24 protein-coding genes are annotated in these 25,833 nt (G+C 75.2%); 7 read left to right on the top strand and 17 right to left on the bottom strand.

The window, feature by feature from the left end; genetic code table 11:
* Positions 1–8: 8 nt before the first annotated feature.
* The 15 genes from ACGFK0_RS14715 to ACGFK0_RS14645 all read right to left on the bottom strand — a co-directional run bounded on the left by ACGFK0_RS14715 (position 9) and on the right by ACGFK0_RS14645 (position 16,295).
* The gene (locus ACGFK0_RS14715) at positions 9–752 is read right to left on the bottom strand and encodes an arylmalonate decarboxylase (RefSeq protein WP_392904728.1); all 744 of its coding nucleotides are present in this window, start codon (positions 750–752) and stop codon (positions 9–11) included.
* Positions 749–1,360, bottom strand: coding sequence for a hypothetical protein (locus ACGFK0_RS14710; protein ID WP_392904725.1), 612 nt, complete (start codon positions 1,358–1,360; stop codon positions 749–751). The genes ACGFK0_RS14715 and ACGFK0_RS14710 overlap by 4 nt, the downstream gene beginning before the upstream one ends.
* Positions 1,357–2,145, bottom strand: a complete 789-nt coding sequence (locus ACGFK0_RS14705; RefSeq protein WP_392904722.1) for an SDR family oxidoreductase — start codon at positions 2,143–2,145, stop codon at positions 1,357–1,359. Before ACGFK0_RS14705 ends, ACGFK0_RS14710 begins: the two co-directional genes overlap by 4 nt.
* A complete protein-coding gene (locus ACGFK0_RS14700) occupies positions 2,142–3,089 on the bottom strand; it encodes a hypothetical protein (RefSeq protein WP_392904720.1) in 948 nt (315 codons plus the stop codon). The genes ACGFK0_RS14705 and ACGFK0_RS14700 overlap by 4 nt, the downstream gene beginning before the upstream one ends.
* Positions 3,082–3,843 (bottom strand): hypothetical protein, encoded by a 762-nt coding sequence (locus ACGFK0_RS14695; protein ID WP_392904718.1) that lies wholly within the window; start codon positions 3,841–3,843, stop codon positions 3,082–3,084. The genes ACGFK0_RS14700 and ACGFK0_RS14695 overlap by 8 nt, the downstream gene beginning before the upstream one ends.
* Positions 3,840–5,093, bottom strand: a complete 1,254-nt coding sequence (locus ACGFK0_RS14690) for a Rieske 2Fe-2S domain-containing protein (protein WP_392904715.1) — start codon at positions 5,091–5,093, stop codon at positions 3,840–3,842. Before ACGFK0_RS14690 ends, ACGFK0_RS14695 begins: the two co-directional genes overlap by 4 nt.
* Positions 5,094–5,102: 9 nt before the next feature.
* Positions 5,103–6,032: an alpha/beta hydrolase family protein gene (locus ACGFK0_RS14685; protein WP_392904712.1), complete on the bottom strand. Its 930-nt coding sequence runs from the start codon at positions 6,030–6,032 to the stop codon at positions 5,103–5,105.
* Positions 6,029–6,832, bottom strand: coding sequence for an oxidoreductase (locus tag ACGFK0_RS14680; RefSeq protein ID WP_392904709.1), 804 nt, complete (start codon positions 6,830–6,832; stop codon positions 6,029–6,031). The genes ACGFK0_RS14685 and ACGFK0_RS14680 overlap by 4 nt, the downstream gene beginning before the upstream one ends.
* A complete protein-coding gene (locus ACGFK0_RS14675) occupies positions 6,829–8,436 on the bottom strand; it encodes a nitrilase-related carbon-nitrogen hydrolase (protein WP_392904707.1) in 1,608 nt (535 codons plus the stop codon). Before ACGFK0_RS14675 ends, ACGFK0_RS14680 begins: the two co-directional genes overlap by 4 nt.
* Positions 8,437–8,581: 145 nt before the next feature.
* Positions 8,582–9,574 (bottom strand): hypothetical protein, encoded by a 993-nt coding sequence (locus tag ACGFK0_RS14670; RefSeq protein WP_392904704.1) that lies wholly within the window; start codon positions 9,572–9,574, stop codon positions 8,582–8,584.
* A 153-nt stretch (positions 9,575–9,727) separates the two neighbouring features.
* Positions 9,728–11,167 (bottom strand): aldehyde dehydrogenase family protein, encoded by a 1,440-nt coding sequence (locus ACGFK0_RS14665; RefSeq protein ID WP_392904701.1) that lies wholly within the window; start codon positions 11,165–11,167, stop codon positions 9,728–9,730.
* Complete coding sequence (locus tag ACGFK0_RS14660) at positions 11,164–12,303, bottom strand: FAD-dependent oxidoreductase (RefSeq protein WP_392904698.1); 1,140 nt, start codon at positions 12,301–12,303, stop codon at positions 11,164–11,166. The genes ACGFK0_RS14665 and ACGFK0_RS14660 overlap by 4 nt, the downstream gene beginning before the upstream one ends.
* Complete coding sequence (locus ACGFK0_RS14655; protein ID WP_392904695.1) at positions 12,300–13,748, bottom strand: aldehyde dehydrogenase family protein; 1,449 nt, start codon at positions 13,746–13,748, stop codon at positions 12,300–12,302. Before ACGFK0_RS14655 ends, ACGFK0_RS14660 begins: the two co-directional genes overlap by 4 nt.
* A complete protein-coding gene (locus ACGFK0_RS14650; protein ID WP_392904692.1) occupies positions 13,745–15,010 on the bottom strand; it encodes an acyl-CoA dehydrogenase family protein in 1,266 nt (421 codons plus the stop codon). The genes ACGFK0_RS14655 and ACGFK0_RS14650 overlap by 4 nt, the downstream gene beginning before the upstream one ends.
* Before the next feature lie 25 nt (positions 15,011–15,035).
* A complete protein-coding gene (locus ACGFK0_RS14645) occupies positions 15,036–16,295 on the bottom strand; it encodes a flavin reductase (RefSeq protein ID WP_392904689.1) in 1,260 nt (419 codons plus the stop codon).
* Positions 16,296–16,450: 155 nt separating this feature from the next.
* Between ACGFK0_RS14645 and ACGFK0_RS14640 the strand changes: the two genes are divergently transcribed.
* The gene (locus ACGFK0_RS14640) at positions 16,451–17,296 is read left to right on the top strand and encodes an IclR family transcriptional regulator (RefSeq protein ID WP_392904684.1); all 846 of its coding nucleotides are present in this window, start codon (positions 16,451–16,453) and stop codon (positions 17,294–17,296) included.
* On the opposite strand, the gene ACGFK0_RS14635 is transcribed toward ACGFK0_RS14640, so the two are convergent.
* Positions 17,274–17,981, bottom strand: a complete 708-nt coding sequence (locus tag ACGFK0_RS14635) for a hypothetical protein (protein WP_392904682.1) — start codon at positions 17,979–17,981, stop codon at positions 17,274–17,276. The genes ACGFK0_RS14640 and ACGFK0_RS14635 overlap by 23 nt on opposite strands.
* Before the next feature lie 71 nt (positions 17,982–18,052).
* Entirely contained in the window at positions 18,053–18,733 is a 681-nt protein-coding gene (locus ACGFK0_RS14630; RefSeq protein WP_392904679.1) for a class E sortase, read from the bottom strand.
* A gap of 265 nt (positions 18,734–18,998) precedes the next feature.
* On the opposite strand from ACGFK0_RS14630, the gene ACGFK0_RS14625 reads away from it, so the two are divergent.
* The 6 genes from ACGFK0_RS14625 (at position 18,999) to ACGFK0_RS14600 (ending at position 25,750) form a co-directional block, all read left to right on the top strand.
* Positions 18,999–20,318 carry a hypothetical protein gene (locus ACGFK0_RS14625; RefSeq protein ID WP_392904676.1) on the top strand — a complete coding sequence of 440 codons (1,320 nt, stop codon included), beginning with the start codon at positions 18,999–19,001 and terminating at the stop codon, positions 20,316–20,318.
* Positions 20,319–20,402: 84 nt separating this feature from the next.
* Positions 20,403–21,497: a hypothetical protein gene (locus ACGFK0_RS14620; protein ID WP_392904674.1), complete on the top strand. Its 1,095-nt coding sequence runs from the start codon at positions 20,403–20,405 to the stop codon at positions 21,495–21,497.
* Entirely contained in the window at positions 21,494–22,621 is a 1,128-nt protein-coding gene (locus ACGFK0_RS14615) for a hypothetical protein (RefSeq protein ID WP_392904672.1), read from the top strand. Before ACGFK0_RS14620 ends, ACGFK0_RS14615 begins: the two co-directional genes overlap by 4 nt.
* Positions 22,618–24,519, top strand: coding sequence for a hypothetical protein (locus ACGFK0_RS14610; RefSeq protein ID WP_392904669.1), 1,902 nt, complete (start codon positions 22,618–22,620; stop codon positions 24,517–24,519). The genes ACGFK0_RS14615 and ACGFK0_RS14610 overlap by 4 nt, the downstream gene beginning before the upstream one ends.
* Positions 24,516–25,115, top strand: a complete 600-nt coding sequence (locus ACGFK0_RS14605) for a neocarzinostatin apoprotein domain-containing protein (protein WP_392904666.1) — start codon at positions 24,516–24,518, stop codon at positions 25,113–25,115. The genes ACGFK0_RS14610 and ACGFK0_RS14605 overlap by 4 nt, the downstream gene beginning before the upstream one ends.
* Positions 25,112–25,750, top strand: a complete 639-nt coding sequence (locus ACGFK0_RS14600; RefSeq protein ID WP_392904664.1) for a neocarzinostatin apoprotein domain-containing protein — start codon at positions 25,112–25,114, stop codon at positions 25,748–25,750. The genes ACGFK0_RS14605 and ACGFK0_RS14600 overlap by 4 nt, the downstream gene beginning before the upstream one ends.
* Positions 25,751–25,833: the final 83 nt, after the last annotated feature.

Below are 25,833 nucleotides of genomic sequence, written 5' to 3'. Positions count from 1 at the left end.
CCCCGGGGTCAGTGGTCGCGCAGGAGGCCGCCGGCGCCTTCGACCCGGTCGTCGACGCCGTTGTCGCGCAGGGCCATCCACCAGGTGGCGGCGTTGATCGCGATGACGGGCAGGCCCAGCCACCGTTCGGCCTCGTCGGCCAGGCCGACCATCGACAGGTTCGTGCCGCACTGGACGATGGCGTCCACCTCGCCGGCGGCCAGCTCCCGCAGGGCCGTGCGCAGCTCGTCCACGGTGACGTGCGCGATGGACACCGCCGTCGGGCATTTCAGGCCGATGATCTCGTCGACGGTGAAACCGATCTCGGTGAAGAACCGCCGGACGTTCTCGTCGCCGACCGGCTGGTAGGGCGTGACGACGCCGATGCGCCGGGCGCCGTACAGCTTCAGGGCCCGCTCGCACGCCTCGGCCCCGGTCGCCACCCGCAGGCCGGTGATGCCGTGGATCTGGCGGACGAACTCCTTGTTGCCCTCCACGCCGCCCCAGAACGTCTCGGCGGACATGCCCATCACCATGTAGTCCGGTTCGCAGGTCAGCACGCGTTCGCAGGCCGCGCCGATCTCGTCGCGGATCTGCTCCAGCAGCCGCTCCATGCCCGCGTCGCCGTCCATGTTCTGGTCGCGGATGTGGATGCGGGAGAAGTGCGACGTCACGCCGGCGACGCCCATCCGGTGGAAGTCGGGCTCCACGATGGTGTTGGTGGACGGCGCGATGACTCCGAACTTGCGCCGCCAGCCGAGTGCGTCGGTCATGCCGGCACCGCCTCCTTGGTCTCGTTCGCTTCGGTGGTGCGGGCGAGCCGCCAGGCGGCGGCCGCGAAGGCCGCCTGGGCGATGGTGTTGCAGGACTGCTCGGCCCACTGCAGGGCGATGGACTGCTCGGCCCGTGCCGCCATCGGGCCGAGCAGGTACTGGGCGGCCAGCCACAGCGTGAACAGCGCCGCCGTTAACGGGTCGCCGCGGCGGCGGGCCTCCAGCGCCAGCAGCACCGCCGCGGCGGTCACCGCCGCGATCGTCCACACCATGGCGGGCCAGGTGTCGCGCAGGGCCGCCGAGGCGGCCAGGGCGGCGGCGGGGGGGACGGGCAGGACGGCCCGCCACCGGCCCCGCGTCAGCGCGAACGCCAGCAGGGTGAATCCGGTGGCCAGCAGCGGGAACAGCGCGTGATGCAGCCACTGCAGGTCGGGGCCGCCGAGCGCGACGATGAGCTTCCACGTGGCCTTGGCGAACCCGCCGGACACCACCAGGACCGCCGCGGGCAGGACGAGGGGATGGCGGTGCCGCAGCGCCGCGACGCCGAGCGCGGTCAGCGCGACGGGGACGAAGTCCTCGACGGCGAGGGAGACCGGGTAGCCGGTCATGGCGCGTCGGCGAACAGGTCGCGCTTGCGGAACCGCGCCGCGGCGAAACGTCCCATGATCTTGGGTGTGGTCAGCCAGGCGACCTTCCCGCCGTTCCGGGTGCCGGCGAGGATCTTCGCGGCGAGCCAGGGCGTCACGGTCTCCACCCGGTCGGCGAGGATGTTGAAGATCTTCTTGGCCTTCTCCAGCTCCTCGGGGGAGTAGTCCCTGAGCAGCAGGTCGGTGACGACCATGCCGGGGGACAGGTGCGCGACCTTCACGGGGCCGCCCTGGACCTCCTTGGCGAGCCCGGTGGTGAGGTAGTCGGAACCGCGTTTGGTGGCGCCGTAGGCGATCAGTCCGGGAACGGTGCGGCCGTCGCTGCCGAGGCCGGCCATGTTCCAGACCGTCCCGCCGCCCTGCGCGGTCATGCCCGCCACCGCCACGGCGCTGCCGTGCAGCGTGCCGAGCAGGTTGACGGCGACGATCGTGTCGAGCTGCCCGGCGGGCGTTTCGGCGAGCGGCACGCGGGACGTGGAGACGCCGGCGTTGTTGATCCAGTGGTCGATGCGGCCGAGTTCGGCGGCCGCCCAGTCCCACAGGGCCTGCACCTGGTCGCGGTCGGCCACGTCGCAGACCGTCCCGATCGCGCCCTCGCCGAGTTCGGCGACGGCCTTGCCGACGCCTTCGCGGGACCGGCCGCAGATCGCGACCCGCGCGTCCCTGGCGAGGAACTCCCGTGCCAGGCCGAGGCCGATGCCCCGGGTGCCGCCCGTGATGACCACGGTGGCCGCCTGGCCGGTCATGCCGCCTCCCAGGTGAGGACGCCGTGCAGCACGCACGTCAGCACGTTGCCCTCGAACAGCTCGTAGACGGCGGTCAGCGTCTCGCCGGCCGACATCCCCGGGGAGGCGTCGATCATGAACTCGCGGCCCTTGGCCTTCCACACGTCGGTGAAGTGCAGGCTGGGGTAGTTCGCGCGGCCGAACGAGATCGCGTTGCCCCAGGCGTCCGGGCCCTCGTAGAAGTGCCGGAACCCGTCCCGCCGGGCCTCCACCGTGTACGTGCGGTCGAGGGCGCCGGACCAGGTGACGTGCCGGCGGGTGCGCAGCAGGTCGACCGGCTCCAGCTCGACCGACACGGTCACGTCGCCGATGAGCTTCTGGTCGGCGCCCCACAGCTCGCAGGTGCCGGAGTAGGCGCCTGCCTGCTTGGTGGGCAGGATGTGGGGCGTCGGGCCGTTGCGGGTCTCGTCCTTGAGGAACGCCGCGATCGCCTCCCTGGTCCCGGGGTTGGCGTCGTAGTCGGTGGTGCGCCGGTAGACGCCGTTGAAGCAGCCGACGAGCGCCCAGCCCTGGTAGAGGGTGGACGAGTAGACCTGCGTCTCGCCGTCCGGGAGCACGTGGTTCCAGGTGTTGAGGTCGACCTGCCAGCCGGGCCCGTAGTAGTGCGCGTCGACGAACCCGCCGTAGGGCTGGCCGGTGCCGTGGAAGTCGGGGCCGGTGTAGATGCGGTCGCTGTCTGAGTCGACGACCCCGAACGCGAACGGCGCGCCCAGCCGGAACCGCCCGGCCAGCGGGCCGCCGCCCTCCAGCCCGCCGTCCATGTAGTAGGTGGTCGTCCCGTCCTCGAACACCGACGACCGGCGGATGTCCTCGTAGCCCTGCCAGGTCCCGGTGCCGTCGAACAGCGACGGGCGGCCGTGCCATTCGCCGGCGATCCGGGTCTGCCACTCGCTGGGCTCAGCCACCCCGCACCTCGTTCGCCGGCACTTTGTTCGCCGGCAGCTCGTTCGTCAGCAGCTCGCCGCGCAGCGCCTCGGTCTGCTCGTCGCCGAGCAGCCGCGTGACGTTGGCCCAGACGGGGTCGACCTCCGGGCTGAACAGGTTCGCCCGGCTGCGCTCGTCGCGCGCCGCCAGGTCGGTGTCGGCGAGGGTCGCCAGGACCTCGGCGGGCAGGCCCTTGTCGACCAGGCCCCGCCAGTGCTCGAAGTACCGCTCCAGGTAAGCGCCGATCCGGGTGAAGTGCTCCTCGTCGGCCCGGTTCACCAGCATCCAGGGCGACATCATCGCGTGCTGGCGGGGGCCGATCGCGGCGGTGGACGGCCCGAACCGCTCGCGGACCTCCTCGAACGCCGGGGTGAGGGGCTGGTAGACCGCGTCGGTGTACTCCAGGTGGCAGGCCAGGTCGGCGCGCTGGACGAGGTCGATGTGGTAGGCGAGCCGGCCGCCCGCCATGACCGAGTCGAGCGTGAAGTGCGGGACGGCCGAGTCCGCCGGGGTGAACGCGAAGATCATGTGGCTGTCCATGCCGATCTGCCCGACCGTCAGCGCGATGCGGACGACCTTGGCGATGCGCTCGCCGCGCAGGACCTCCAGTTCGCCGACCGGGCCGGGCGACATCGGGCTCGTCAGTTCCCGTTCGGCGACCCGGGTCAGGTTCTCGACGCCGGCCAGCGCCGCCATCGTCCGGTCGCTCAGTGCCTTGGGCAGGGACGTCGTCACTTGTCCTCTTCTCCTTCGCCGGTCGCCTGCGCGGCCGTCACGGTGTCCTCCGCGGGCGCGCCGCCCGCGGGCGCGTCCTTCGCCGTGCCATTGGGCGTCTCCGTGCCGGGCGTCTCCGTGCCTGGCGTCTTCGCGCTCGGTGTTTCCGCGCCCCGCGCTCTGTGCATCCAGGCCCGCGCCAGCTCGGGGTTCTCGCGGCGGGCGGGCGAGGCGATGACGACGGCGCTCTGGCGCGGCCCGGCGTCGGACATCATGTCCTCGTCGCCGATCCACCAGCCGTCGGCCATCAGCTGCCGCCGGCGGCGCCGGTAGGCGACCTGGAGGGCGTCGCTGCGCAGGTGGAGTTCGGCGGGCAGGTCGTAGGGCAGCAGCTCGGGGCGCTGGCTCTCCACGACGGGCTTGTCCTGGAGCAGGATGCTCGCGATGCGGCGGCGGGCGTCCCGGTCGGCCCACTTCCCGGTGAAGAAGTTCCGGTAGCCGACGATCTTGACGAGGGTGCGGTCCCGGCTCAGCGGGACGTTGTGGTCGTAGAGGATCATGTCGCCGAACGGCAGCCGGACGTGCAGCTTGACGATGTTCGGCAGGAACCAGCCGTTGGTGACGACCAGCTCGCTGGGCCCCTCCTTCTTGTAGAGGCGTTTCCACAGGCCCCGCGCGGGCGGCGGGCTGAGCAGGATGTCGGCCACCGCCGACCAGTCGTCCTGGGTGATCTCGTAGTCGGGGATCTGCGGCTTGTCCGGGTTGCCGAACCGGGTGCCGTGGACGAACGGCGTGTGGGCGGCGTCCACGACGTTCTCGAACGTCCGCTCGTAGTTGGCCTCGATGACCATCTCGACGTTCACCCGGGCGAACGCCGGGTCGTCGTCCTCGGGGAAGTGCGGGATGGGGGGCCGCTCGCCCTCCGGAAGATCGCCGAGGAACGCCCAGATCATGCCGTACTCCTCCCGGACGGGATAGGAGTCGACGCGGGCCTTCTTGGGGATGCCGCGGCCCTCGGGATTGGCGGGGATCAGGGTGCAGCCGCCGCCCGGCTCGTAGCGCCAGCCGTGGTAGGGGCAGGCGATCTGGTCGTCCACCACCTTGCCCATCGACAGCGCGGCGCCGCGATGGGCGCACAGGTCGGACAGGCAGACCGCGCCGCCGTCGCGCTTGCGGTAGAGGACGAAGTCCTGGCCGAGGCAGGTGACGCGCTTGGGGGCGCGGGTGACGGCGTCGGCGAACTCCACCGCGTACCAGAAGTTCTTGAGCATGTCGGCTCCCTATCGGCGCCGCAGGTCGATGTGCGCCGGGTCGGCGGACGGCGCCGTCTCCTCGCCGCGCAGGTGGGCGCGGAGGAAGGCGACGGTGAGGTCCGTGTAGGCGCCGCGGGCCGCGGCGGGGTCGGTCTCGGGCTCCAGGTCGAGGAAGGCGCGGGCCGCGGTCGGGTCGACGGGGTCCGCGATGGCGAAGTGGTTGGCGCCCTTGAGGACGGCGAGCAGGTCATCGGGGCCCGACAGGGCCTCGGTGAAGGTGCGGGTCACCGGATCGGCTCCGGCGTCCTGCCCGTACCGGTCGGAGCTGCCCGCGATCACGCCGTCGCGGCTGCCGACGCCCAGCAGCACCGGGCATTCGACCTGCGCGGGCAGGACGGTGCCCGCCGGCCAGCCCAGCATGGTGGCGACCATCGTGTGGGCGCCGTAGGCGAAGCAGGCGCGGACGCCGGGCACGAACCGGGCCGACTGCAGGACGACGGTGCCGCCCGCCGAGTGCCCGCCGAGCGCGATCCGGTCGAGGTCGAGCACCCCCTTTAGCGGGCCGATCTCCTCCAGCGCGCCGATCACGGCGGGCAGCGCCGGGCAGGTCGGGCGGGTGCCGTAGGCGTCGGGACGGGCCGCGTCCAGGTCGACGCCGGGGGTGAGCCCGACCTGGCCGCCGAACAGCTCGGCGACCCGGTCGAACGTCACCACGGCGAAACCGGCGGCGGCGATCGCGGCGGCGAACGGGCGGTACACGGACTGCTCGACGTTCACGCCGGAGCAGAACACCACGACGGGGTAGGGCGCGCCGGCGGGGTCGGGCGGGATCCGCCCGGAGAGCCGCTCGGCGTCGGTGCCCTCCGCGCGCGCCGGGTAGTAGACCTTGATGTGGGCGGTGCCGAAGGGCGGGCTGCCGCCGGTTCCCGCCGACCACCACAGGGACCGGACGTTCATGGGCGCGGCAGTTCCCGGTCGCCGCCCCACAGCCCGCGGACGAGGCGGTCGGTGGTCTCCTGCCCGAAGTAGCGGACGCCCATCACGTTGGCGGGGTCGCGGTCGGCGATGTTGCGGCGGGTCGCCAGGTCGGCGGCGGCGAGCGCGGGCCGTTCGGCCTCGGGGACGGGTTCGGCCTCGTCGACCCAGCCGAGCCAGCGGCCGACGTGCTCCTCCAGCACCTGCCCCACCAGCTCGATGTTCTTCTCCCCGCGGGGGAAGGAGTGGCAGTGCGCGGTCGGCGACAGGCTCGCCCGGATGAAGCCGGCGCGGCTGGTGAACCACTCGAAGTCGGGGTTCTGCTCGCGGAACGCCAGCCACCCGTCGTTCAGCGGCTCGTAGTACCGGTCGTAGTACGCGCCGTCGGTGAGCAGGTTCGCCCGCGGCACGGAGTCGGCGTAGAACCAGCCCTCCGGCCAGACCAGCAGCGCGATGCCGAGGTGCGGTACCCGGATCTGCGGGCCGAGCCACACGGTCAGGTGCAGGTTGGCGAAGCTCGCGGCCGGGTTGCCGAGCCAGGAGCGCACCATCCAGTCGACCTCCGGCCCGCTGTAGGCGGCGAGCGTCCCGCCCGGCCCGTCGGGGTAGGTGCCGTAGGACTCCAGCGCCTCGGTGGACGGGTCGCGCGTCAGCTCGAACCGGGCGTCGATCTTCGCCTTGAGCCCGTCGAGGATCGCGCCGAACCGGTGGAAGGTCTCGGTCACGTCCACGGTGGGGGACTCGTCGAGCATCTGCTCGACGTGCTGCAGGGTTTCCTTCAACGGGGCGCTCCGCTCGGTGCGTCGTCGGCCAGCGCGGCGACCGCGTGCGCGGGGCGCCCGCCGACCAGGTCGGTGTTCTTGGAGACGAGCCGGTTGACGGCCTGGGCGGGGTGGACGGCCGCGATGGTCATGGGCTCTTCGGTCCGGGTGACCAGGGGGTGGCTGATGCGGCCCTCGAACGGGCCGTCCCACGACGTCCACAGCGTGAAGTCGGCCGGCAGGGCCAGGATCAGGCCGCCGTCCGGGCCGGACGCGACGACGTTCAGCCGGTTCTCGGCGGACCGCTCGGGCAGCCCCAGCCCGGTCTCCCACGGTTCCAGCGGGGTGAACGGCACGGCGACCACGTCGGCGTCGGCGATCGCGGCGAGCCGGAACGTCTCGGGGAACAGCGCGTCGTCGCCGGCGATCAGCACGAGCCGCCCCCAGGGGAGGGTGAAGATCTCCAGGCGTTCCCCGGCGCCGCCGTGCAGCCGGGGCTGGCGGCCCGCGATGCCGCCGGCGCCGACCAGGTACGCCGTGTGCGCGCCGCCGTCCCGGACGGTGGTCACCGCGTGGGCGCCGGTTCCCCGGACGGCGGCGGCGAGCGCGCGGGCGACCTCGCCGGGCCCGGCTGCGGCGCCGAACGCGAGTTCGGGCAGGACGACGAGCTCGGCGCCCGCCCGCGCCGCCTCGGCGACGAGCCCCGGGGAGCGGACCACGGCGGCGGTGAGCTTCGCCGCCCCGGCGGGCGCGGTGCGCGGCCCCGGCGTGGCGACGATCGGCGCGTAGAGCGCGGGCCTGCGCGCCGCGAACAGGTCCGTCCCGTCCGGGCGGACCTTGTCGTCGGCGAGCGCGGGGTCGATGTCGGCGACGACGACCGCCTCCCCGGTGCGCGGCGCCTTGGCCACGACGGTGCCGTCGGGGGCGACGATCTGGCTTTCGCCCGCGCCGTCCAGCAGGTCGGCGGGGACGCCGAGCCGTTCGCCGATGGCGGGCAGCAGTTCCGCGGGCAGCAGCGGGCCGACCTTGTTGGCCGCCACCACCCACACGCGGTTCTCGGCGGCCCGCACGGGGATGTGCAGGCTCGCCTCGTCCACCGCGAACGAGTTGAGGCTGTTGAGCAGCACCTGCGCGCCCCGGACGGCGAGGTCGCGGGGGACCTCGCTGGTGACGCCCTCCATGCACGCGTACATGCCGAGCCGGCCGAGCGGGGTGGCGATCACCGGCCCGGCCCGGGTGCCGGGGTCGAGGTGGTCGCCCTCGGCGCCCATGAGGACGAGCTTGTCCGAGCGGCCGAGCAGGGCGCCGTCCGGTCCGTAGAGCAGGTTCGCGACGGTGACGCGGCCGTCCGCGCCGGCCAGCGTCACATTGATCTTGACGTGCGCGCGGTGCGCGGCGGCCCGGGCGGCGACGGCGGTCAGGAACGGCCCGTCCGGGAGGCAGGCGTTCCCGACCGCCGCGTCACGGTCGTCGTACCAGGAGATGCGGTTGCAGAACTCCGGGAGGACGATGAGGTCAGCGCCCGTGCCGGCCGCCTCGTCGATCAGCCGCAGGCAGGTGGCCAGGTTCGCGCCGGCGTCCCGCCCGGCCGCGAACTGGACGGCGGCCACCCGGACCGGACCCATGGGGACCTCCTGGTTCCACTGGCGAAACGCTGTTTCCAAACCCTACAATCGCGGTCCGGTGGCCGCCATAGTCCCGCCGAGAAACTTCGGGTCCGGCGGCGGGCCCCGGCGCCCGCGGGAACGGAGGCCGGGGCCGCGCGTCCGGTCAGGAGGCCCCGGTCAGGGTCTCGATCGTGCCCGCCGACAGCAGGTTCTGGTAGTAGGCGCCGCCGGGCAGGTAGGCGGGCGTCCGGGTGCCGTCGAAGGCGTCCCTGGCCCACGCCACCGCGAACGTCTGCAGGGCGGCGACGTTCCCGGCCTCGGGGGTGCCGCAGGCGATCGTGCCGATCGAGTCGGTGCTCGCGCCCTCGGCGTCGGTGTGGTCCCCGCTGGTGAGCCGCACGCCGACGAACGGGCCGTGCACCTCGGACTGGACGGCCTCGGTGCCGGAACTGCCGTTGTTGCAGGGGTTGTCGGGCGCGGAGATCGTGCGGATCTGCCGGCCGGTGCCGTCCAGCCCGTCCAGGCCCGTGACGAGGTTGTCGCCGATGAAGGACTTCACCGGGTCCAGCAGCACCAGGCCGCGCAGGCCCGTCCACGCCGCCGGGTGGTCGGTGCGGACCCGGTTCGCGACGTAGGCGACCGCCTCGCCGCCGGCCGAGTGGCCGGAGAAGACCATGGAGGACGGGATGGTCACCTCCGGGCGCCCGGCCTCGGCCTTGGCCCTGGCCAGGCTGCGGCCGAGCTTGCCGCCGGGGTCGGACGCCCTGCCGAACAGGTCGGCGACGTTGCCGAGGAAGTCGGTGTTGTTGCCGATGTTCTGCAGTGTGCAGCCGAAGATGTGCCCGCTGGGCAGGGTCGGGGCGAACACCAGGTAGCCCGCGGACGCGTACTCGCCCGCCAGGTCTGCGACGTGGTCGTTGGCGCGGGCGAAGCCGTGCTGGAGCCAGACCAGGCCCTCCGGGGTCCCGGACGGGAAGTACCAGTCGGCGCTCTGGTCGAGGGTCGTGAACGCGCACCGGATCTCGACCGTGGTCTGGATCCTGGTGGCGGCGGCCCGGGCGGGAGCCGCGGCCGCCGGCGCGGTGGCGACGGCTGTGGCGGCGGCGACGGCGGTGGTGGCGACGGCCAGGGCTCGGGCTGCGCGGGTGGCACGCATGCTGCCTCCGGAGCTTGTCGTTCCACTCTGTGAAACGACGTTTCCATTGTTTCCTCAATTAGCGGCCTCCGGGCGCCGCCCGTCAACGGCCCGCAGAGCGCGATCCGGTAACGCTTGCCCGGGACGGGCCGGACCTCGGGAAGGGGCCGATGCTCAGGACGGGTAGGCGCCCGCGCCCATGCCCGCGCCGCCCGCCCGGAACGCCGCCGGAGCGTGCACGGCGCACGTCTGCACGTACTCCAGCAGCCCCTCGGTGCCGTACTCGCGGCCGTGACCGCTGCGCTTCACCCCGCCGAACGGCGCGCGCAGCGACATGCCCGTCCGGTTGTGGGTGTTGACGAACGTGAACCCCGCCTCGAACCCGCGGGCGAACGCGAACGCGCGATCCTCGTCGGCGGACCAGACCGAGGCGCCGAGGCCGAGCTCACCGGCGTTCGCGCGGGCGAGTACCTCGTCCTCGCCGTCGTAGGGCAGCAGCGGCACCACCGGCCCGAACTGCTCCCCGGCCACCACCGGGTCGTCGTCGCCGGCCCCGGTGACCAGCGCCGGCCGGACGAAGTGGCCCCGGGCGAGGTCGACGCGCACCGCGCCGAGCGCGGTGGCCGACGCGCCGCGCCGCGCCGCGCCGGTCACCAGTCCCCGTACCCGCCGCGCCGCGTCCGCGGAGATCACCGGGCCGACCGTCGTCCCCGCGTCGAGCGGATCGCCGAGCACGATGGTGCGCGCGGCTGCCGCGACGTAGGCGTCGCGGACGTCGGCGAACCTCGACCGCGGCACGTAGACGCGCTTGGCGGCCATGCACACCTGCCCGGCGGTCGCGAAGGACGCCATGACGAGCCGGTCCATGGCCGCGTCGTCCAGGCGGGCGTCGTCCAGCAGCACCACCGGGTCGTTGCCGCCCAGCTCCAGCACGGACGGCGTGATCGCCGAGGCGGCGGCCGCGCCGATGTCGCGCGCCGCCTCCGCGCCGCCGGTGAACGCCACCCGGTGGACCCGCGGGTGCGCCACCAGCGCCCGTCCCGTCCCGGCGCCGCCGTGCACGACGTGGACGAGGTCCCGCGGGAACGACTCCAGCACCCGCGCCACGGCCAGCGGCGCCAGCGGCGAGGGCTTCACCACGGCGGCGTTGCCGGCCGCGAGGGCCGGGCCGACCTTGAGCAGCGCCAGGATGACCGGCGCGTTCCACGGCGTGATCGCGGCGACGACCCCGTACGGGCGGTGCCGCAGGAGCAGCCGGCCCGCCGCGTCGTCCACCTCCCGGTCGGCGTACGCGGCGGGCGCGTGGCCGGCGACCCAGCGCAGGTACGCCGCGGCGAACCGGATCTCGCCCTCGCAGTCGGCCAGGGGCTTGCCGGACTCCCGCGCGAGCAGCACCGCCGTCCCGCCGGCGGACTCGACCGCCGCGGCCGCCCGGCGCAGGGCCTCCGCCCGTTCGGCGGCGGGGACGTCCCGCCAGTCCCGCTGGGCGGCCTCGGCAGCCCGGACGGCGCGGTCCACGTCCGCGGCGTCCGCCACCGGCACCCGGCCGACGGTCTCGCCGAGCCGCGCCGGGTTCTCCCGGACGATCTCGGCGCCCGGCCCGGCGCGGGTCACGCCACGTCCCGCAGGGAGGCGATCATCGAGCTGCGCAGCAGATGCCGCCGGGCCGCGCCGGGATCGGCGGCGAGGGCCCGCAGTTCGGCGTGGTAGAGCCCGGGGTCGCGCATCCGCTCCCAGTTGGCGTGGGTCGCGCGTCCCACGTACGTCAGCGCGACGTCGCGGCGGGCGGCGGCGACGGCGTCCACCTCCGACTCGGGGCCGCCGGCCAGCACCCCGGCGAGCGCGTCCGCCATCAGGACGGCGTCGTGGATGCCGCTGTTCATGCCCATCCCGCCGAGCGGGTTGTTGACGTGCGCGGCGTCCCCGGCCAGCAGCACCCGGCCGGTCCGGAACCGGTCGGCCACCCGCTGGTGGACCCGGTACAGGCTCGCGTGCGCCACGTCCCACCCGGTGTCGGCGACGCCGCGCAGCCGGTCCGGCAGCCGCGCCAGTTCGTCCGCGTCGGGGGTGCCGGCGGGGGTGGGGAACAGCACCCGCCAGTGGTCGGGGGTGCGCAGCAGCACCAGCCACTCGTCGGGGTCGAACACGTAGTTCACGTCCGCGATCCCGGGCAGCAGCGCCGCCACGTCGGTGCGGGTGGACGCGACGAGGAACCGCTCGGGGTAGGTGAGCCCGTCGAACTTCAGGCCCGCGCACCGCCGGACGGCCGATCCGGCGCCGTCCGCGCCGACGAGCCAGCCGCCCCGGTACGGGACGCCGTCCTCGGTCGTCACCTGGACGCCGCCTGCGTGGGTCAGGACGTCGCGCACCCGCGCCCCGAACCGCACCTCGCCGCCCGCCTCCAGCAGGTGCGCCAGCAGGAGCGGCGTGAGCCTGCCCTGCTCGCACTGGACGCGGAACGGGTAGGGGGTGTCGCCCGACAGCAGCGACAGGTCCAGCTCGGCGATGACGCCGCCGCGCCGTTCCCGGTACTGGAACGTGCGGGAGATCCGGCCGCGCTCCATCAGCTCGTCCAGGACTCCGAGACCGGCGAGCATCTCCAGCGACGGCGGGTGGAAGGTGGACGCCCGCGACTCGGCGGCCAGCGCGTCCCCGGCCTCCAGCACGGTCACCGCGATGCCCCGGCGGGCCAGCGCCAGCGCGGCCGTCAGCCCGACGGGGCCGGCGCCGGCGACCAGGACCGGTGTCACGCGTCCCCCCGGGCGTGCAGGGCGCCGGCGTTCTCCACCCCCACGACCTGCGGGTTGGTGAAGAAGCGGAGGGTCTCGGCGGTGCCCTCCTCGCCCAGCCCGGACGCGCCCCAGGCGGGACGCGGCGCGAACAGGTGCAGGCTCATGACGCTCGACCCGTTGACCTTGACCTCCCCGGCGCGGATCCGGCGGGCCACGGCCAGCGCGGCGTCCTCGTCGGCGCCGGCGACATAGCCCTCCAGGCCGTAGGCGGTGCCGTTGGCCAGGGCCACCGCCTCGTCGAGCGTCCGGTACGGGTGGACGGTCGCGACCGGCCCGAAGATCTCCTCGGTGGCGTCGCCGGGGTCCACTCCGGTGACCAGCGCGGGGGCGAGGTAATTGCCTTCGGCGGGGACCTCGGTGGTGGCGATGACCCGCCCGCCGAGCGCGTCGCGCCTGCCCCGCACCAGGGCACGGTGGCGTGAGTGCACGAGGGGGCCGAGGTCGGTGTCCTCGTCCAGGGGCGGGCCCGCGCGGAGCGCCGAGAGGCGCCCGGCGATCTCCTCCAGGATCGCGTCCTGCGATTCCGCCGGGACGATGAGGCGGCCGAGGGCGCGGCACCACTGGCCGTTGAGGGTCGTCAGCAGGTCGGCGGCCGCGCGGGCGGCGCGGCCGGGGACGGCGTCCGGCATGACGACCAGGGGGTTGTTGCCGCCGAGTTCCAGCTGGACGGGCTTGAGCCCGGCCGCGCAGGCGGCGGCGACGGAACGGCCGCCGGCGGCGCCGCCGGTGAACGACACCGCCCGGATCCGCGGGTCGCCGGTGAGGCGGGCGCCGGTCGCCGCGTCCCCGTGGACGAGCTGGAACACGCCGCCGGGCACGTCCCGTCCGGCGAGGACGTCCGCGACGGCCCCGGCGAGGACCTGGGTGCCGTGCGGGGCGTACTCGCTGGGCTTGAGGATCACGGGGCATCCCGCGGCCAGGGCGTTGGCGACCTTGTGCGCCGCCATCGGGGCGGGCGCGTTCCACGGGACCAGGCACAGCGCCGGCCCCCACGGCAGCCGCCGCACGTGCACGGCGCGGCCGTCCTCGCGGCGCAGAATCTCGCCCGTGCCGCCGCGCAGCTGCTCGGCGGCCAGCCGGAAGGACCCGGTCACGATCATGCCGAGCGGCGCGGCCTGGCGGATGGGGACGCCGGTCGCGGACGCCTCCAGCCGGACGATCTCGCCGAGCACCCCTTCCAGCCCGTCCGCGACGGCGTCGAGGAGTTCGGCGCGGTCGCCGCGCGCGGCCCAGCCCTCCGCCGCCGCCTCGGCCGCGGCCAGGGCGCACTCGACGCGGTACCCGCCGGTGGCCGGGGCGGGCCCGAGCGGGCGGCCGGTCGCCGGGTCCTCCAGGACGAGGTCCAGGCGGCCGCCGCAGTCGGCCCATCCACCGGCGACCAGGTCGCGGTGCGGCGGTGTCATTTCTCGACGCTCGCGAACAACTCGTTCTCCCTGGCCCCCGTGACGATCTGCGCGGCCTCCAGCCTGCCGCGTTCGGCGGGGAACGTCATCACCAGCCCCATCGCCAGGTCGCGCATGGCCCGGCCGATGACGCCGTCGAGCGTCGCCGCCGACGTCCCGCACGCCTTGAACGCGCCGAGCACGACCTGGAAGCACGACTCGGCGATGTCGCCCTTGGCGATCCGCCACTGCCGGTACACGTCCTGCTTGGGCAGCAGCGGCGGGGTGGAGGTCTCCAGCTGCAGCTGCCGGCGGATCCACAGGTAGGCGGTCTCCAGCCGCTCCGTCATGTCGCCGATGATCACCTGGTGCATGGGGGAGGAGGCGATCGGGCGGCCGGAGTCGGCGAACGTCGCGCGGGTGAGGCGGTCGAGGGCGAAGTCGTAGACCGACTGCGCGGCGCCGAGGTAGCACGCCGAGATGGCCAGCTGGTTGCCGACGAAGCTGCCCCGGCTCATCGTCAGCATCCGCACGAACGAGCCCGGCACGGTCAGCGCCTCGTCCGCGGGGACGAACACGTCGGTGAGCGTGATGCCGTGGTTGTTGGACGCGCGCATCCCGAGACCGTTCCAGGGGGTGCGGGACGCGACGCCCGGCGCGTCCCGGGGGACCAGGAACAGCGCGAGGCCGTCGGCGCCGGTCGTCCCGTCCAGCCGCGCGGTCACCAGGTAGGTGTCGGCGACGCCGGTGGCGCAGCCGAACGACTTGACGCCGTTGAGCGTCCAGCCGCCCCCGGCCGGGACCGCGGTCGTGGCGATCGCGATGTTGGCGCCGGAGCTCTTGACCTCCTCGCTGGCGAAGTTGGCCGTCCACGTCCCGCCGGCCATCCGCGTCAGGACCTTCTCGGCGAACGCCCGGACCGGCTCGGCCTCCTCGCCGGTGAACAGCCCCGCCTCGATCGCCTCCAGCGGCAGCAGCCCGCGCGAGGCGCTGGTGTTGTGGAAGAAGAACGACAGCCCGGTGGACGGGCACGCGCTCCCCATCGCGTACGTGGCGGCGGCCAGGTCGCGCAGCCCGCCGCCGAGCCCGCCGTGCTCTTCGGGCACGACGAGGCCGAGCAGCCCGGCCTCGCGGATCAGGTCGATGTGCCCGGAGGGGAACGCGGCCTCGGCGTCCGCCCGCGCGGCGGCCTCGCGCAGCGCGGGCAGCACCTTCTCGACGCGGGCCGCGCGCTCGCGTTCGGGCTCGGTCATGTTCTCGATGAGCCGTTCGCCGGTCAGCATCTCTGGGCGATTCCTTTCACGATGGTCAGGACGCGACCCGGTGGGCGCGGCCCGGCAGGGCCGCGCCCCAGATCGCCTCCAGGTCGGCGGAGGCCGCCGCCAGGGCGGCCCGGTCGATCGGGGTGGCCACCTCCAGCTGGGCGGCCAGGAACAGCACGTCCTCGGCGCACAGGCCGCCGTCGACGCCGCCGAGGGTGACGTCGAAGTGCCGCACTCCGCTCTTCATGGCGGTCAGCGCGTTGACCAGGCCCAGGCCGCGGGATTCGCGCAGGCGCACGCGCTGCGTCAGCGGCCGTGTCCGGGCGACCGCGTCCTGGAGCACGTCGCGGACGCGCAGCGGTGACGCGGCGGCGGGCCCCTCGTCGAGCGCGATCTCGGCGCAGCCCGCCTCGGCGAACCGGTCGACCGCGGCGAGCACGGCGGCGTGCCGGTCGGCGCGGAAGGCGTCCGGGACGCGTCCCACCGCCGCGAGGCCGCGCAGGCGGGCGGCCCTGACGAGGTCCGGCGCGCAGGGCCCGTCCACGACCTCCACGACGAGGCCGGCGCCGGGCGGTACGAGCGCCAGCCGGGTCTCGTCCTCCACCAGCACCGATCCCGCCGGGAACGGTCCCGCCGTCACCGGTCCGCCGGGCGCGGGCCCGGCGGGCAGGGGGCCGCGGAGCCGGACGCCGGCGTCGCGCACCGAGGCCAGCAGCCTGGCCGCCTCGGCGGGGGAGACGCGGGACGCGGCGGTGCCGTGGGCGCGGAGCCTGCGGTGCAGCGCGGCGGCCAGGCCGGTGTCGGCGATGCCGACCGTGTCGGGGAGCGGGTCGGCGAGCTGCCCCCAGGTGCGGGAGTGGAACAGCAGCGGGGCGGTGCGGCGCGGGACGCGCGCGGCGGTGACCTCCCCGACGAAGATCGTGTGGTCGCCGCCCGGGTAGGCGTGCGCGACCCGGCAGTCCAGCCAGCCGAGCGCGGCCCCCAGCACGGGGGCGCCGGTCGGCGCGGCCGCCCAGGGCTGCCCGGCGAACCGGTCGCCGGGTTCGCGGCCCGCGAAGCGGTGCCCGATCGCGGCCTGGTCCTTGCCGAGGAAGCTGACCGCGAAGATGCCGCTGCGCTCGACCAGCGCGTGGGTGTGGATGTCGCGGGCGAGGCAGACGAGGACCAGCGGCGGGTCGAGGCTGACGCTGCTGAACGAGCTCGCGGTCATGCCGTGCCAGCCGTCCCCGGCGGTGGTCGTGACGACCGCGACGCCCGTCGGCCACTGGCCCAGCACCGTCCGGAAGGTCTCCGCGTCGACCCCCACGGCATCGGCCCTTCGTTTCGCATATGGAAACATCGTATCGATCACGGTAACGATGGCCGTCCGGCCATGTCAACGGCCGCGCGCCGGTGTTTCCCTGCGGGAAACGCCTTGCCCTAAACTGGGCGCCCGTCCCGACGTCCCGCGAAGGAGCCGCAGTGCCGCGCAGTGCTACGAACCAGGCCGAACGCGCGTCCGAGGGCGGCGAGGGCCAGAGCCGCTCGATCGCGGCGGTGGAGCGCGCGATGGACGTGCTGCTGCTGTTCGGCCGCAGCTCGCGCCCCGACCTGGGCGTCACCGAGATCGCCACCGAGCTGGGGCTGACCAAGGCGGCCGTGCACCGCATCCTGACCGCGCTGCGCAGCCGCGAGCTGATCACCCTGGACCCGGGCACCCGCCGCTACGCCCTCGGGCACGCCGCCATCGCGCTCGGCCGCGCCTACCTGGCCCGGATGGACCTGCGCGCGATGGCCGCCCCCGAGCTGCGCCGCCTCGCCCAGCGGGTGGGCGAGACCGCCACGCTGTCGATCCGGCGGGGCGACACGCGGCTGTACGTCGACCAGGTCGTCCGGCCCCACGAGCTGCGCGTCGAGGTCAGCCTCGGCATCCCCTACCCGCTGCACGCCGGGAGCTCGTCCAAGGCGATCCTGGCGTTCCTCGACGACGCCGAGGTGGACGGCTATCTGGAGCGCCATCCGCTCGAGGCGCTGACCGAGCGGACCATCGTGGACGAGGAGCGCCTGCGCAAGGAGCTCACGGTGATCCGCAAGCGCGGGTACGCGGGCTCGACGGGCGAGCGCCAGGAGGGCACCGCCTCGGTCGCGGCCCCGATCTTCGACCACGACGGGCGGGTCATCGCGGCGCTGAGCGCGTCCGGGCCGCTGACCAGGTTCAAGCCCCGGATGAGCGAGTGCGCCCCGCTGGTCGTCGAGGCCGCCGCCCAGGTCTCCGCTCAGCTCGGCCACACCGGCGGGGGCCATGTCACAGGTGGGCGCCCGGCTTGAGGACGCCGAGCGCGGCGGCGCCCAGCACCGCCGCCCAGATGCCGAACACGTAGGGCAGGCAGCCGTCCACCGACCGCTTGAGGGTCCGCTCCACCTCGGGTGTGGAGCCGCCGCCCATCAGCGCGCCGAACGCGGGCCCGAAGGGGCGCAGCGTCACGCGGATGCCCAGGCCGCACAGCAGGGCGATGGTGTAGAGGGCGACCTTGGCGCCGAGCCAGCGCGGGTTGGTCGCCACCCCGAACGGTTCGGCGGCGAGCAGCGTGTAGGCCGCGGCCGCGCAGAGCGCGGCGGCCAGGACGATGCGGATCGTCCAGTCCGCTCGTTTCACCCACGGGAACCGGCCGTGCGTGCGATGGTCGGCGATGGTGGCGGCCAGCCAGGCGAGCGCGAACATCCACACCGGCACGACCTGCCATGTGCCGAAGGCCGGCACGCCGAACAGCTCCGCCCCGTGCGGCTCCAGCGCCATCAGCGTCACGCCGCTGGGGAGGAACAGCACCAGGCAGATCTTGGGTCCGAGGTCCAGCCCGCTCATGATCTGCAGCGCCGCCGAGCGCGCCGCCGGCGTCAGATCGGGCCGCAGGACGTACCGGCTGGAGTAGAAGACGCCGAGGTCGCCGCCCAGCCAGAAGACGAACAGGACCACGTGCAGCAGGATCCACCAGCCGTGCGGATGCGCTCCCACATCGCCTCCCGGTTCACGAGATTTGCGAAACGCCGTTTCCTTGTGGGGAACGGTAGCAGACCGCGGCCGGGTCAGGCGGTGCGTGCGCGCCGCCCCTCCAGCTCGGCGAACACCACCAGGCGGTAGGCCGCGGAGAACTTCGGGTGGCAGGTGGTCAGGGTGAGCATCCGCTTGACGGGCTTGCGGCCCGGCCTGCGCGGGACGGGCGCGGTCACGTCGGTCCGCCCGGGCCGCACGACGACCCGCCCGGTGACCTCGTAGACATAGGTGGTGGTGGCGGTGTCCACCAGGATCTCGTCCCCGCGCCCCAGCTCGCCGTTGCGGTCGAACGGCGCCCCGTAGGTGGTGCGGTGGCCGGCGATCGCCATGTTCCCGACCTCGCCGGGCCCGGCCGTCCCCGGGTAGTGGCCCGGACCCCGGCGCAGGTCCTCGACGCCGACGCCCTCGATGACGGCGTACCGGTAGGACGCGCCGAAGCGCGGGACGCGCAGGATCGCCAGCGCCTCGCCTTCGGCCGGGACGGGGGTCTTCTTCGCCGCGGCGCCGGAGCCGCCGCGGCCGGAACCCGCCCCGGCGGCGGCCGCCTGCCGGGCGCGGGTCGCGCTCCACTTCCGCTCCAGGTCGTCCTGGAGACCGCCCTGCTGCCCGCGCGTGTACTGCCCGGTGCCCCACGCCAGGTAGCCGACGAAGAGGGCGAGCAGCAGGCCCGCGGTCACCAGTGCCTCGGCCAGTCCTCGCAGCACCGTGCGCATGGTGTGGAACGGTAACGGCTCGAAAGGGAAACGACGATTCCCTACATGAAACGATTGTGTTTCGCCCGGCCGATGTCTTGACACGGTGCGCGCGTACCGGCTTCGCTATGTGCACCTTGCGAAACTTTGTTTCCCTGTACGGAACAGAGGTCGTGGGCAGGGCGCTGGTTCGGATGGCGGACCGGTGGTGCGGCATCCAGCTGCCCGGATTCCCCGTCCCGCCGTCCCGGCGGGGCGGCCGGCTGGGAAGGAGCAGCGGCACGCGATGAGATCCAGACGAACGGCACTGCGCGGTGCGGCGGCGGTGGTCACGGCCGCCGGAGCGGTGGTGGTCCCGCCGGCGGTGGCCGCCGCGGCGCACGCCGCGACCGGCCAGGTCCCCTACTCCTGCACCATCTTCGGCTCCACGTTCGACTACGACGCGACCGTGACCGTCACCGCCCCCGCGTCGGCGGGCGTCGGCGACGAGGTCACGGTCGAGGCGGACTTCTCCAACCTCCCCGGGGTCGCGCCGCTGCCGGTCAACTCGTGGACGACCACCGGCTCGCTCACCGTCTCCGGCGCCCAGACGGGCTCGGTCGACATCTCCGTCCCGGAGCGGACCGGGCCGGTCCCCGCGTACGGGGAGCTCCCGATCGGCACCGCCACCGGCACCCTCACCCTCGGCGCCGCCGGGGACGTCCACCTCGCCCCCGCGGCCCTGACGATCGTCGCCGAGGCGGGCGCCCAGGCGACGATCACCTGCACGCCCAAGAGCGCACCGGAGCCGCTGGCCACCATCGGCGTCGACGCCGCAGGCCCCAGCGTCTCGGTCACCCCGCCCACCGTCGTCCAGGGCGGCGGCATCACCCTCACCGGTGCGGGCTGGCAGCCCGGCGCGGTCGATGTCGCGCTGTGCGACGCCAACGGCGCCCAGTGCGCGGCGGGCGACCTGACCGACGTGACCGCCTCGGTGGACGGCACCGGCATGCTGACCGCCTCGGCGACCGTCGCCGGCACGGCCGCCGCCGGATCCCGGACCATCGTCATCACCCAGGGCGCCGTCAGCCAGAGCGCCGCGCTGAACGTCACCGAGAAGACCGCGCCGCCCACCGGCGAATGCGCCGGCCGGCCGGCCGAGCGCTGCGATGAGCAGAAGATCAACCTGACCGTCAACGGCGGCCCGCTGACCATGGCCCGCGAGGCGGGCGAGGTCGAACTGACCCCCGTCACGCTGAACGGCACCCAGCAGAGCGCCACGGGCGACCTGCGCGAGGTCACGGTCGTGGACGCGCGGGGCGGCACCACCGGCTGGTCGCTGACCGGCACGCTGACCGACTTCTCCTCGGCCGCCGGGACGAAGATCCCCGCCGGGAACCTGTCGTGGACGCCGTCGTGCACGCCCGCCGCGGGCGCCGGCGCCGTCGTCGCCGGCAGCGCCGGCGCGCTCGACGACACCACCGCCGCCACGCTGTGCAGCGGCCCGGACGGCGCCGGGCAGATCGTCGGCGGCACCTACACCGCCGGGGCCGCGCTGAACCTGACGGTTCCGCCGGTGACCGGTGCCGGCGAGTACACCGCCGTCCTCACCCTCACCCTGTCCTGATCCGCGCCGGATCCCGATCCGCACCGACCGCGGCCGGGGGGCGGCGCCGCGCCCGCCGCCCTCCCGGCCGCACCGAGGTGATCCATGAGACCGTGCCTCCGGATCGCCGCCGTCGCGGCGGCGGCCCTGTCCGCGACCGGTGCCGCCCTGCCGGGCGGAGCCGCCGCGGCCGGAGCCGCCGCGGCCGCCGGAGGAACCCCGCCGGGCCGGAGCATCGCGCGGGCCGCCGAACCCGCCCCTCCTCCCATGGTCCCTCCCGCGACCGGGAACGGATCGTGGTCGGTGGGGCCCGTCAACGGCAGCGGCGCGGCGGCGGCCCGGCCGGCCTTCGCCATCGAGGCGCCGCCCGGCGAGACCGTCCAGGACACCGTGCGGGTCACCAACCTGACGGACGGGCCCCTCACCTTCCGGCTCTACGGGGCCGATGCCTACAACACGCCCCGCGACGCCGGGTTCGCGCTGCGCACCGCCGGGGAACCGCGCCGCGGCGTCGGCGCCTGGATCACCCTGAAGCACGGGACGCTGAAGGTCCCGGCGAACAAGGCCGTGAAGGTCCCCTTCACCCTGAAGATCCCCGAGAACGCCACGCCGGGTGAGCACATCGGCGGCATCGTCGCGCTCAACACCGCGATCGAGAGCGTCCAGGAGAGCGGCGGCGCCCGCGTCGGCGTGCGGCGGGCCGTCGGCGCCCGCGTCTACCTGCGCGTCGCGGGGCCGCTGACCCCCGGCCTGCGGATCGGCGGGCCGGACACCGCCCGCACCGAGCCGCTGGTGCCCTACGTCCACCGGAGCCGGGGGACGATCCGGTACACCGTCATCAACACCGGCAACCAGCGGATCTCGCCCACCGCCCGCGTGTGGGCCACCGGGGTCTTCGGCCGCCGCGTCAAGCGGTGGCCCGACCGGCGCCTGCCCGAGATCCTGCCCGGCCAGCGGACGGAGATCACGGTTCCGTGGAACGGGGTCCCGCCGCTGGACGCGGTCACCGTCCGGGTCGAGCTGACCGCGGGGGACGGCCTCCGCGCCCGCGGGCAGACGCAGTTCACCGCGGTGCCGTGGGCTGCGCTGCTGGTCCTGGTCGGGACGGTGTTCGTGGTGTGGTCGGTGCTGCCCAGGCTCATCCGCCGCTGGCGGGAACGGGCCGGCCTGGCCTCCGGCGGCGAGGGGATCTTCGGATGAGAACTCTTTCCCGCGCCGCCGCGGCCGCACTGCTCGCCGCCTCGCTCGTCCCGGCGGTGCCCGCGGGCGCGTCCGCCCGCACCGGACCCGGCGTGAGCGTCGAACCCGCCCGGGCGGCCGCCGGCACCTCCGCCCGGGTGCGCGGCAGCGGATGGACGCCCGGATCGACCGTCCAGGTCCAGGTCTGCGGCGCCAGGGCCGTGCACGGGTCGGCCGACTGCGACACCGGACGGGCCGTCACCGCCATGGTCGCCCCCACCGGGGCGTTCGAGGCGGGCCTCACCGTGGGCGCGCCGCCGTCCGCGTGCCCGTGCGTCGTCCGGGTGAGCACCCTCCCGGGAGGGACGGGGATCCCGGCGACCGTCGACACGCCGTTCACCGTGCTGGGGCACCCCGTCCGGGCCATCGTCCCCGAGGTCGTGCCCGTGCGCGCCGACGTGGTCGGCGCCGAACTGGTCGGCGGGGGAGGACGGGGCGAGCTGTTCGGCGGCAAGCCCCGGCGGACGCTGGTGCTGCAGATCCGCAACGCGGGCGCCGACCCCATCGAGGACGCCCCGCTGGTGGTCGGCTGGGGCGCCGGCGGCGTCCCCGACACCCCCCTGACCGCCCCCGGGACCGGCGTGCTGAAACCCGGTGAGACGGCCACCTACCGCGTCCCCGTGGAACTGCCGCGAGCGTCGTTCGGCACCTTCGTGGTCGGCGGCCGGTACGCGGGACAGGTGCCGTTCGAAACGTCCTTCAGCACCTACCCCTGGGGTCTGCTCGGCGTGAACCTGCTGGCCGCGATGCTGCTGCTGCTCGGCATCCGGCTCGCACTGGGCCGCCGCGCGGCCCGCCGCCGGCGCCGCCGCCAGGGCGCCGTGCCCCCGGCGCCCGGGGCCGCCACCGCCGCCGGTGAGAGCCCGGCGCACCACCGGGCGGCCCCGGGTCCCGCCGGGACCGTGGAGATCGACGACCTGATCGGCTACCTGGACGCGATGACGCGGTCGCCGTCGGGCGCGTACGTGGTGGACCGCGACGCGCTCCTCGGCTACCTGGAGGAGCGGCGCGGCGGGGAGCTCCGGCAGGTCGACGTCGACGCGCTGGACCGGTTCCTGTCCTCGTCCCCGGGAGAGGCGCGATGACGGGCCCGACGACGACGCGGGCGTACGCCCGCCGCCGCGCCCCGGCCCCCCGGGCCGCCGTCGCGGGGGCCGGGGCGACGGCCGCGGCCGCGGCGGGCCCGCTGGCCGCCGGGACCGTGCTGCTGCTCGCCGACGCGCTCGGCGGCACCGTCGGGGTTCCCGGCGACGTCGTCACCTACATCGGCCTGACCGGGCTGGTGCTCGCCTGCGCGGCGCTCCCGGCGGCCCTGTGGCTGGTCCGCCGGATGCCCGCGCCCGGCCTCGCCGCGGTCACCGGCGCCTGCGCCGCGCTCGCCGTCGCGGTGGCGGGGCTGGTCCCGGCCGTCCCCGTCTTCGCGACGGCGCTGATGGCGGCGGGGCTGCTCGGCGGGCCGCCGCTGGCCGTCGCCCGCGCCTCCGCCGCGCGGCTGGAGTCCCCCGGCGCCCTCGCCCGATGGCAGGCCGCGGCGCTGGCCGGGGTCGCCGGGGCGGCGTGGCTCGCGTCGTCCCTGTCGGGCTCGCCCCGTACCGCGCTGGTCTCCGCGGGGGTGGTGGGCGCCGTCCTCGCCGTCGCGGCCGTGCTCGCGCCCCGCGCGCAGGACCCGGCCGCGGGGGACCGCGCAGCCGCCCGCCTCCGGGACGCGGTGAAGGAACGGGACGTGCGTGCGGCGCTCCCCGCGTACGCGCTGACCGGCTGGGCGGCGGCGGTCCCGGTCGCCGCCGGCCTGCACCTGCTGACGTTCCGGTGGAACCTGGTCGCCGAGGAACCCGTCCGGCATCTGGCCTGGGGGCTGACGGCGGCCGTCGCGCTGGTCGCCGTGCTGCGGCGCGCCGCCGCCTCCGTGCGCGCCGTGCCGTGGCTGCTGCTGGCCGCGGCCGCCGCGCCGGTGCTGATGGCGACCGCGCCCGGCCCGGCCCGGCTGGCGGCGGGCTTCGCGGTGGCGGCCGCCGCCGGATGCCTGGCGGCCGCCGCGCTCGACCGGGCGGTCCTGCGGCCGCTGCCCGACGACCGGCGCCCGGCCGCCGCGGCGCTCACCGCCGTGGCCGCCGTGCTCGGCGGCCTCGCCGGATACGGCTGCGCCGCCCTCCTGCGCGAGGTGATCGCGGAGGGCTCGGCGGTGACGCTGACGGCCGTCCCGGTCGCCGCGGGCGCGGTACTGGCGGCCCGCGTCCGCGGCCCGGCCGTCGAACCGTCGTTCCTGGACGTGCGTGCCCTGTCGGTGCGGCGCACCCCGGTGCCGCTCCGCCGGATCATGGTGCGCGTGGACGCTGGCGAGTGCGTCGCGGTGTTCGGCGCCGGCTCGCGGACGCTCCTGGCCGCACTGGCCGGGAACGTCCCCGTGCGGGGACGGGTCCGGCTCGGCGGCGCCGACCTGGCGGCGGTCCCGGCCGGGCGGCGGATGCGGCTCGGGCTGTACCACCTCGCAGAGTCCGTCCCGGACACGGGCGCCAACGCGGGCGCAGACGCGGACGCGGACGGGCGGACCGTCGCCGGCCGCCTCGCCGGCCACGCCCACACGCTCGGCCACGCCGACCCCGCCGCGTCCGCCCGCGCCGTCCTGGAGGTCTTCCCGGCGCTGCACCGGCGCCGCACCGAGCCCGCGGGCGCTCTCGGCGCACCCGATCGCGACCTGCTCGGCCTCGCCGAGGCGCTGCTGACCCGCCCGAGGCTGCTGCTGGCGGACGGTGTCGCCGACGGCCCCCGCGGCGACGCGGCCGGCACCGTGCTGCGCCGCCTCGCCGCGTCCGGAACCGCCGTCGTCGTCACCGGCCGCCCGGTTCCCGCGCTCCTCGACCTGGTCTCCCGCGCCTACGTCCTCGACCGGGGACGCGTCGTCGCCGAACTCGCCCGGCCCACGCCCGACCAGGTCCGCCGGCTGCTGCCGGGGAACCCCGACGCAGGAGACGCCGCCCCGTGATCGTGCTCGCGTTCGCCGCCCTCGCGCTCTCGGCGCCCGCCGCGCCCGCCGCCGCCCCCGGCGGGGACGCGCCCGCCATCCAGGTCAGCAGGTTCACCGACCTGTCCGAAGGCGAGCGGATCACGGTGTCCGGGACGGGATTCCGCCCCGGCCTGAAGGCGGTGGCCGTCGGGCTGTGCAAGGAGGGCTACGCCAACGGCCTCACGGACTGCGACCTCGGCGGCGGGGCCACGTTCGTCAACATCGACGACAAGGGCGCCTTCACCGGGGTCACGCTCAAGGCGCACTCGAAGTTCAGCGAGATCGACTGCATGACCCGCCAGTGCGTCATCGGAGCCGCACCGCTGCCCGACACCAGCCCGCCGGCCGTCATCGAGGCCAACACCGCGATCGTCCGCGTCGGCTTCAAGGGGTCGGCGTTCAAGGGCGGCGCCGTCGCCGCCGCGCCCGCCACGGCGGCCGCCCCGGGACCCGGCACGGGCGGCCCCTCGGCTCCGCTGTGGGCCGCGACCCTCGTCCTCATCGCCGGCGCCGGTGCCGCCGCCGTCATCGTCCAGCGCCGCAACACTCCCCCCCACGCAAGGAGCACATCATGATCCGAGTCCGACGCCGTACCGGTGCCATCGCCGCGATCGCGGGTGCGTGCGTGCTGGCGCTCGCGCAGCCCGCACTGGCCGCACCGAAGATCGGCGTGAGTGAGACCACCGGGCTGAAGGCGGGCCAGACCGTCACCGTCACGGTCACCGGCCTGACCCCTGGGGAGACCTTCGTCACCCTCGGCCTGTGCGAACCCGATCCCAAGCTGCCCTCGGACTGCGCGTCCCAGGACAGCGGAGGCGCGGTGCAGGGCACCTCGAACGGCGCCGGCGAGTTCCTCACCAAGGACGGATCCAAGGAGGCGAAGATCAAGCTGGCCGCGAAGGCCGGGGACGCGACGTGCGCGTCCAAGGCGGGCGCCTGCGTCATCGCCGTGACCGCGCTCGGCGCCAACATGGACGCCAACACCGCCCAGGTCCCGCTCACCTTCACGGGTGGCGGCGGAGGCGACGACGGCGGCGGAGCCGGCGGCGGAGACGGCGGGACCGGCACGGGCGCCGGCGACGGCGGAAGCCTGCCGAACACCGGCAGCCCCGACGGGCTGCCGACGTACGCCCTGGTGGCGTCGGCGATGGTCATGCTCGGCGCCGCCGCGCTGCTGATCCTGCCCCGCCGCCGCCGGGGCGGCGCGTAAAGGCCCGCCCGGCCGCCGCCGTCTCCGCCGGACGGCCGCCTTCGCGGCGCCCGCGCGGTGGAGCAGGCACCCCCGGGGTTCTG

Source organism: Spirillospora sp. NPDC048823, assembly GCF_043198445.1.
Taxonomy (GTDB): Bacteria; Actinomycetota; Actinomycetes; order Streptosporangiales; family Streptosporangiaceae; genus Spirillospora.
This window is presented reverse-complemented; position numbering and strand designations above follow the sequence as displayed.

What these genes read in the sequence shown, in the direction of transcription:
- ACGFK0_RS14715 (WP_392904728.1), bottom strand. Translation starts at nt 752, where the DNA reads ATGACCGACGCACTCGGCTGGCGGCGCAAGTTCGGAGTCATCGCGCCG.
- ACGFK0_RS14710 (WP_392904725.1), bottom strand. Translation starts at nt 1,360, where the DNA reads ATGACCGGCTACCCGGTCTCCCTCGCCGTCGAGGACTTCGTCCCCGTC.
- ACGFK0_RS14705 (WP_392904722.1), bottom strand. Translation starts at nt 2,145, where the DNA reads ATGACCGGCCAGGCGGCCACCGTGGTCATCACGGGCGGCACCCGGGGC.
- ACGFK0_RS14690 (WP_392904715.1), bottom strand. Translation starts at nt 5,093, where the DNA reads ATGCTCAAGAACTTCTGGTACGCGGTGGAGTTCGCCGACGCCGTCACC.
- ACGFK0_RS14685 (WP_392904712.1), bottom strand. Translation starts at nt 6,032, where the DNA reads ATGAACGTCCGGTCCCTGTGGTGGTCGGCGGGAACCGGCGGCAGCCCG.
- ACGFK0_RS14675 (WP_392904707.1), bottom strand. Translation starts at nt 8,436, where the DNA reads ATGGGTCCGGTCCGGGTGGCCGCCGTCCAGTTCGCGGCCGGGCGGGAC.
- ACGFK0_RS14670 (WP_392904704.1), bottom strand. Translation starts at nt 9,574, where the DNA reads ATGCGTGCCACCCGCGCAGCCCGAGCCCTGGCCGTCGCCACCACCGCC.
- ACGFK0_RS14655 (WP_392904695.1), bottom strand. Translation starts at nt 13,748, where the DNA reads ATGACACCGCCGCACCGCGACCTGGTCGCCGGTGGATGGGCCGACTGC.
- ACGFK0_RS14650 (WP_392904692.1), bottom strand. Translation starts at nt 15,010, where the DNA reads ATGCTGACCGGCGAACGGCTCATCGAGAACATGACCGAGCCCGAACGC.
- ACGFK0_RS14630 (WP_392904679.1), bottom strand. Translation starts at nt 18,733, where the DNA reads ATGCGCACGGTGCTGCGAGGACTGGCCGAGGCACTGGTGACCGCGGGC.
- ACGFK0_RS14625 (WP_392904676.1), top strand. Translation starts at nt 18,999, where the DNA reads ATGAGATCCAGACGAACGGCACTGCGCGGTGCGGCGGCGGTGGTCACG.
- ACGFK0_RS14620 (WP_392904674.1), top strand. Translation starts at nt 20,403, where the DNA reads ATGAGACCGTGCCTCCGGATCGCCGCCGTCGCGGCGGCGGCCCTGTCC.
- ACGFK0_RS14615 (WP_392904672.1), top strand. Translation starts at nt 21,494, where the DNA reads ATGAGAACTCTTTCCCGCGCCGCCGCGGCCGCACTGCTCGCCGCCTCG.
- ACGFK0_RS14610 (WP_392904669.1), top strand. Translation starts at nt 22,618, where the DNA reads ATGACGGGCCCGACGACGACGCGGGCGTACGCCCGCCGCCGCGCCCCG.
- ACGFK0_RS14600 (WP_392904664.1), top strand. Translation starts at nt 25,112, where the DNA reads ATGATCCGAGTCCGACGCCGTACCGGTGCCATCGCCGCGATCGCGGGT.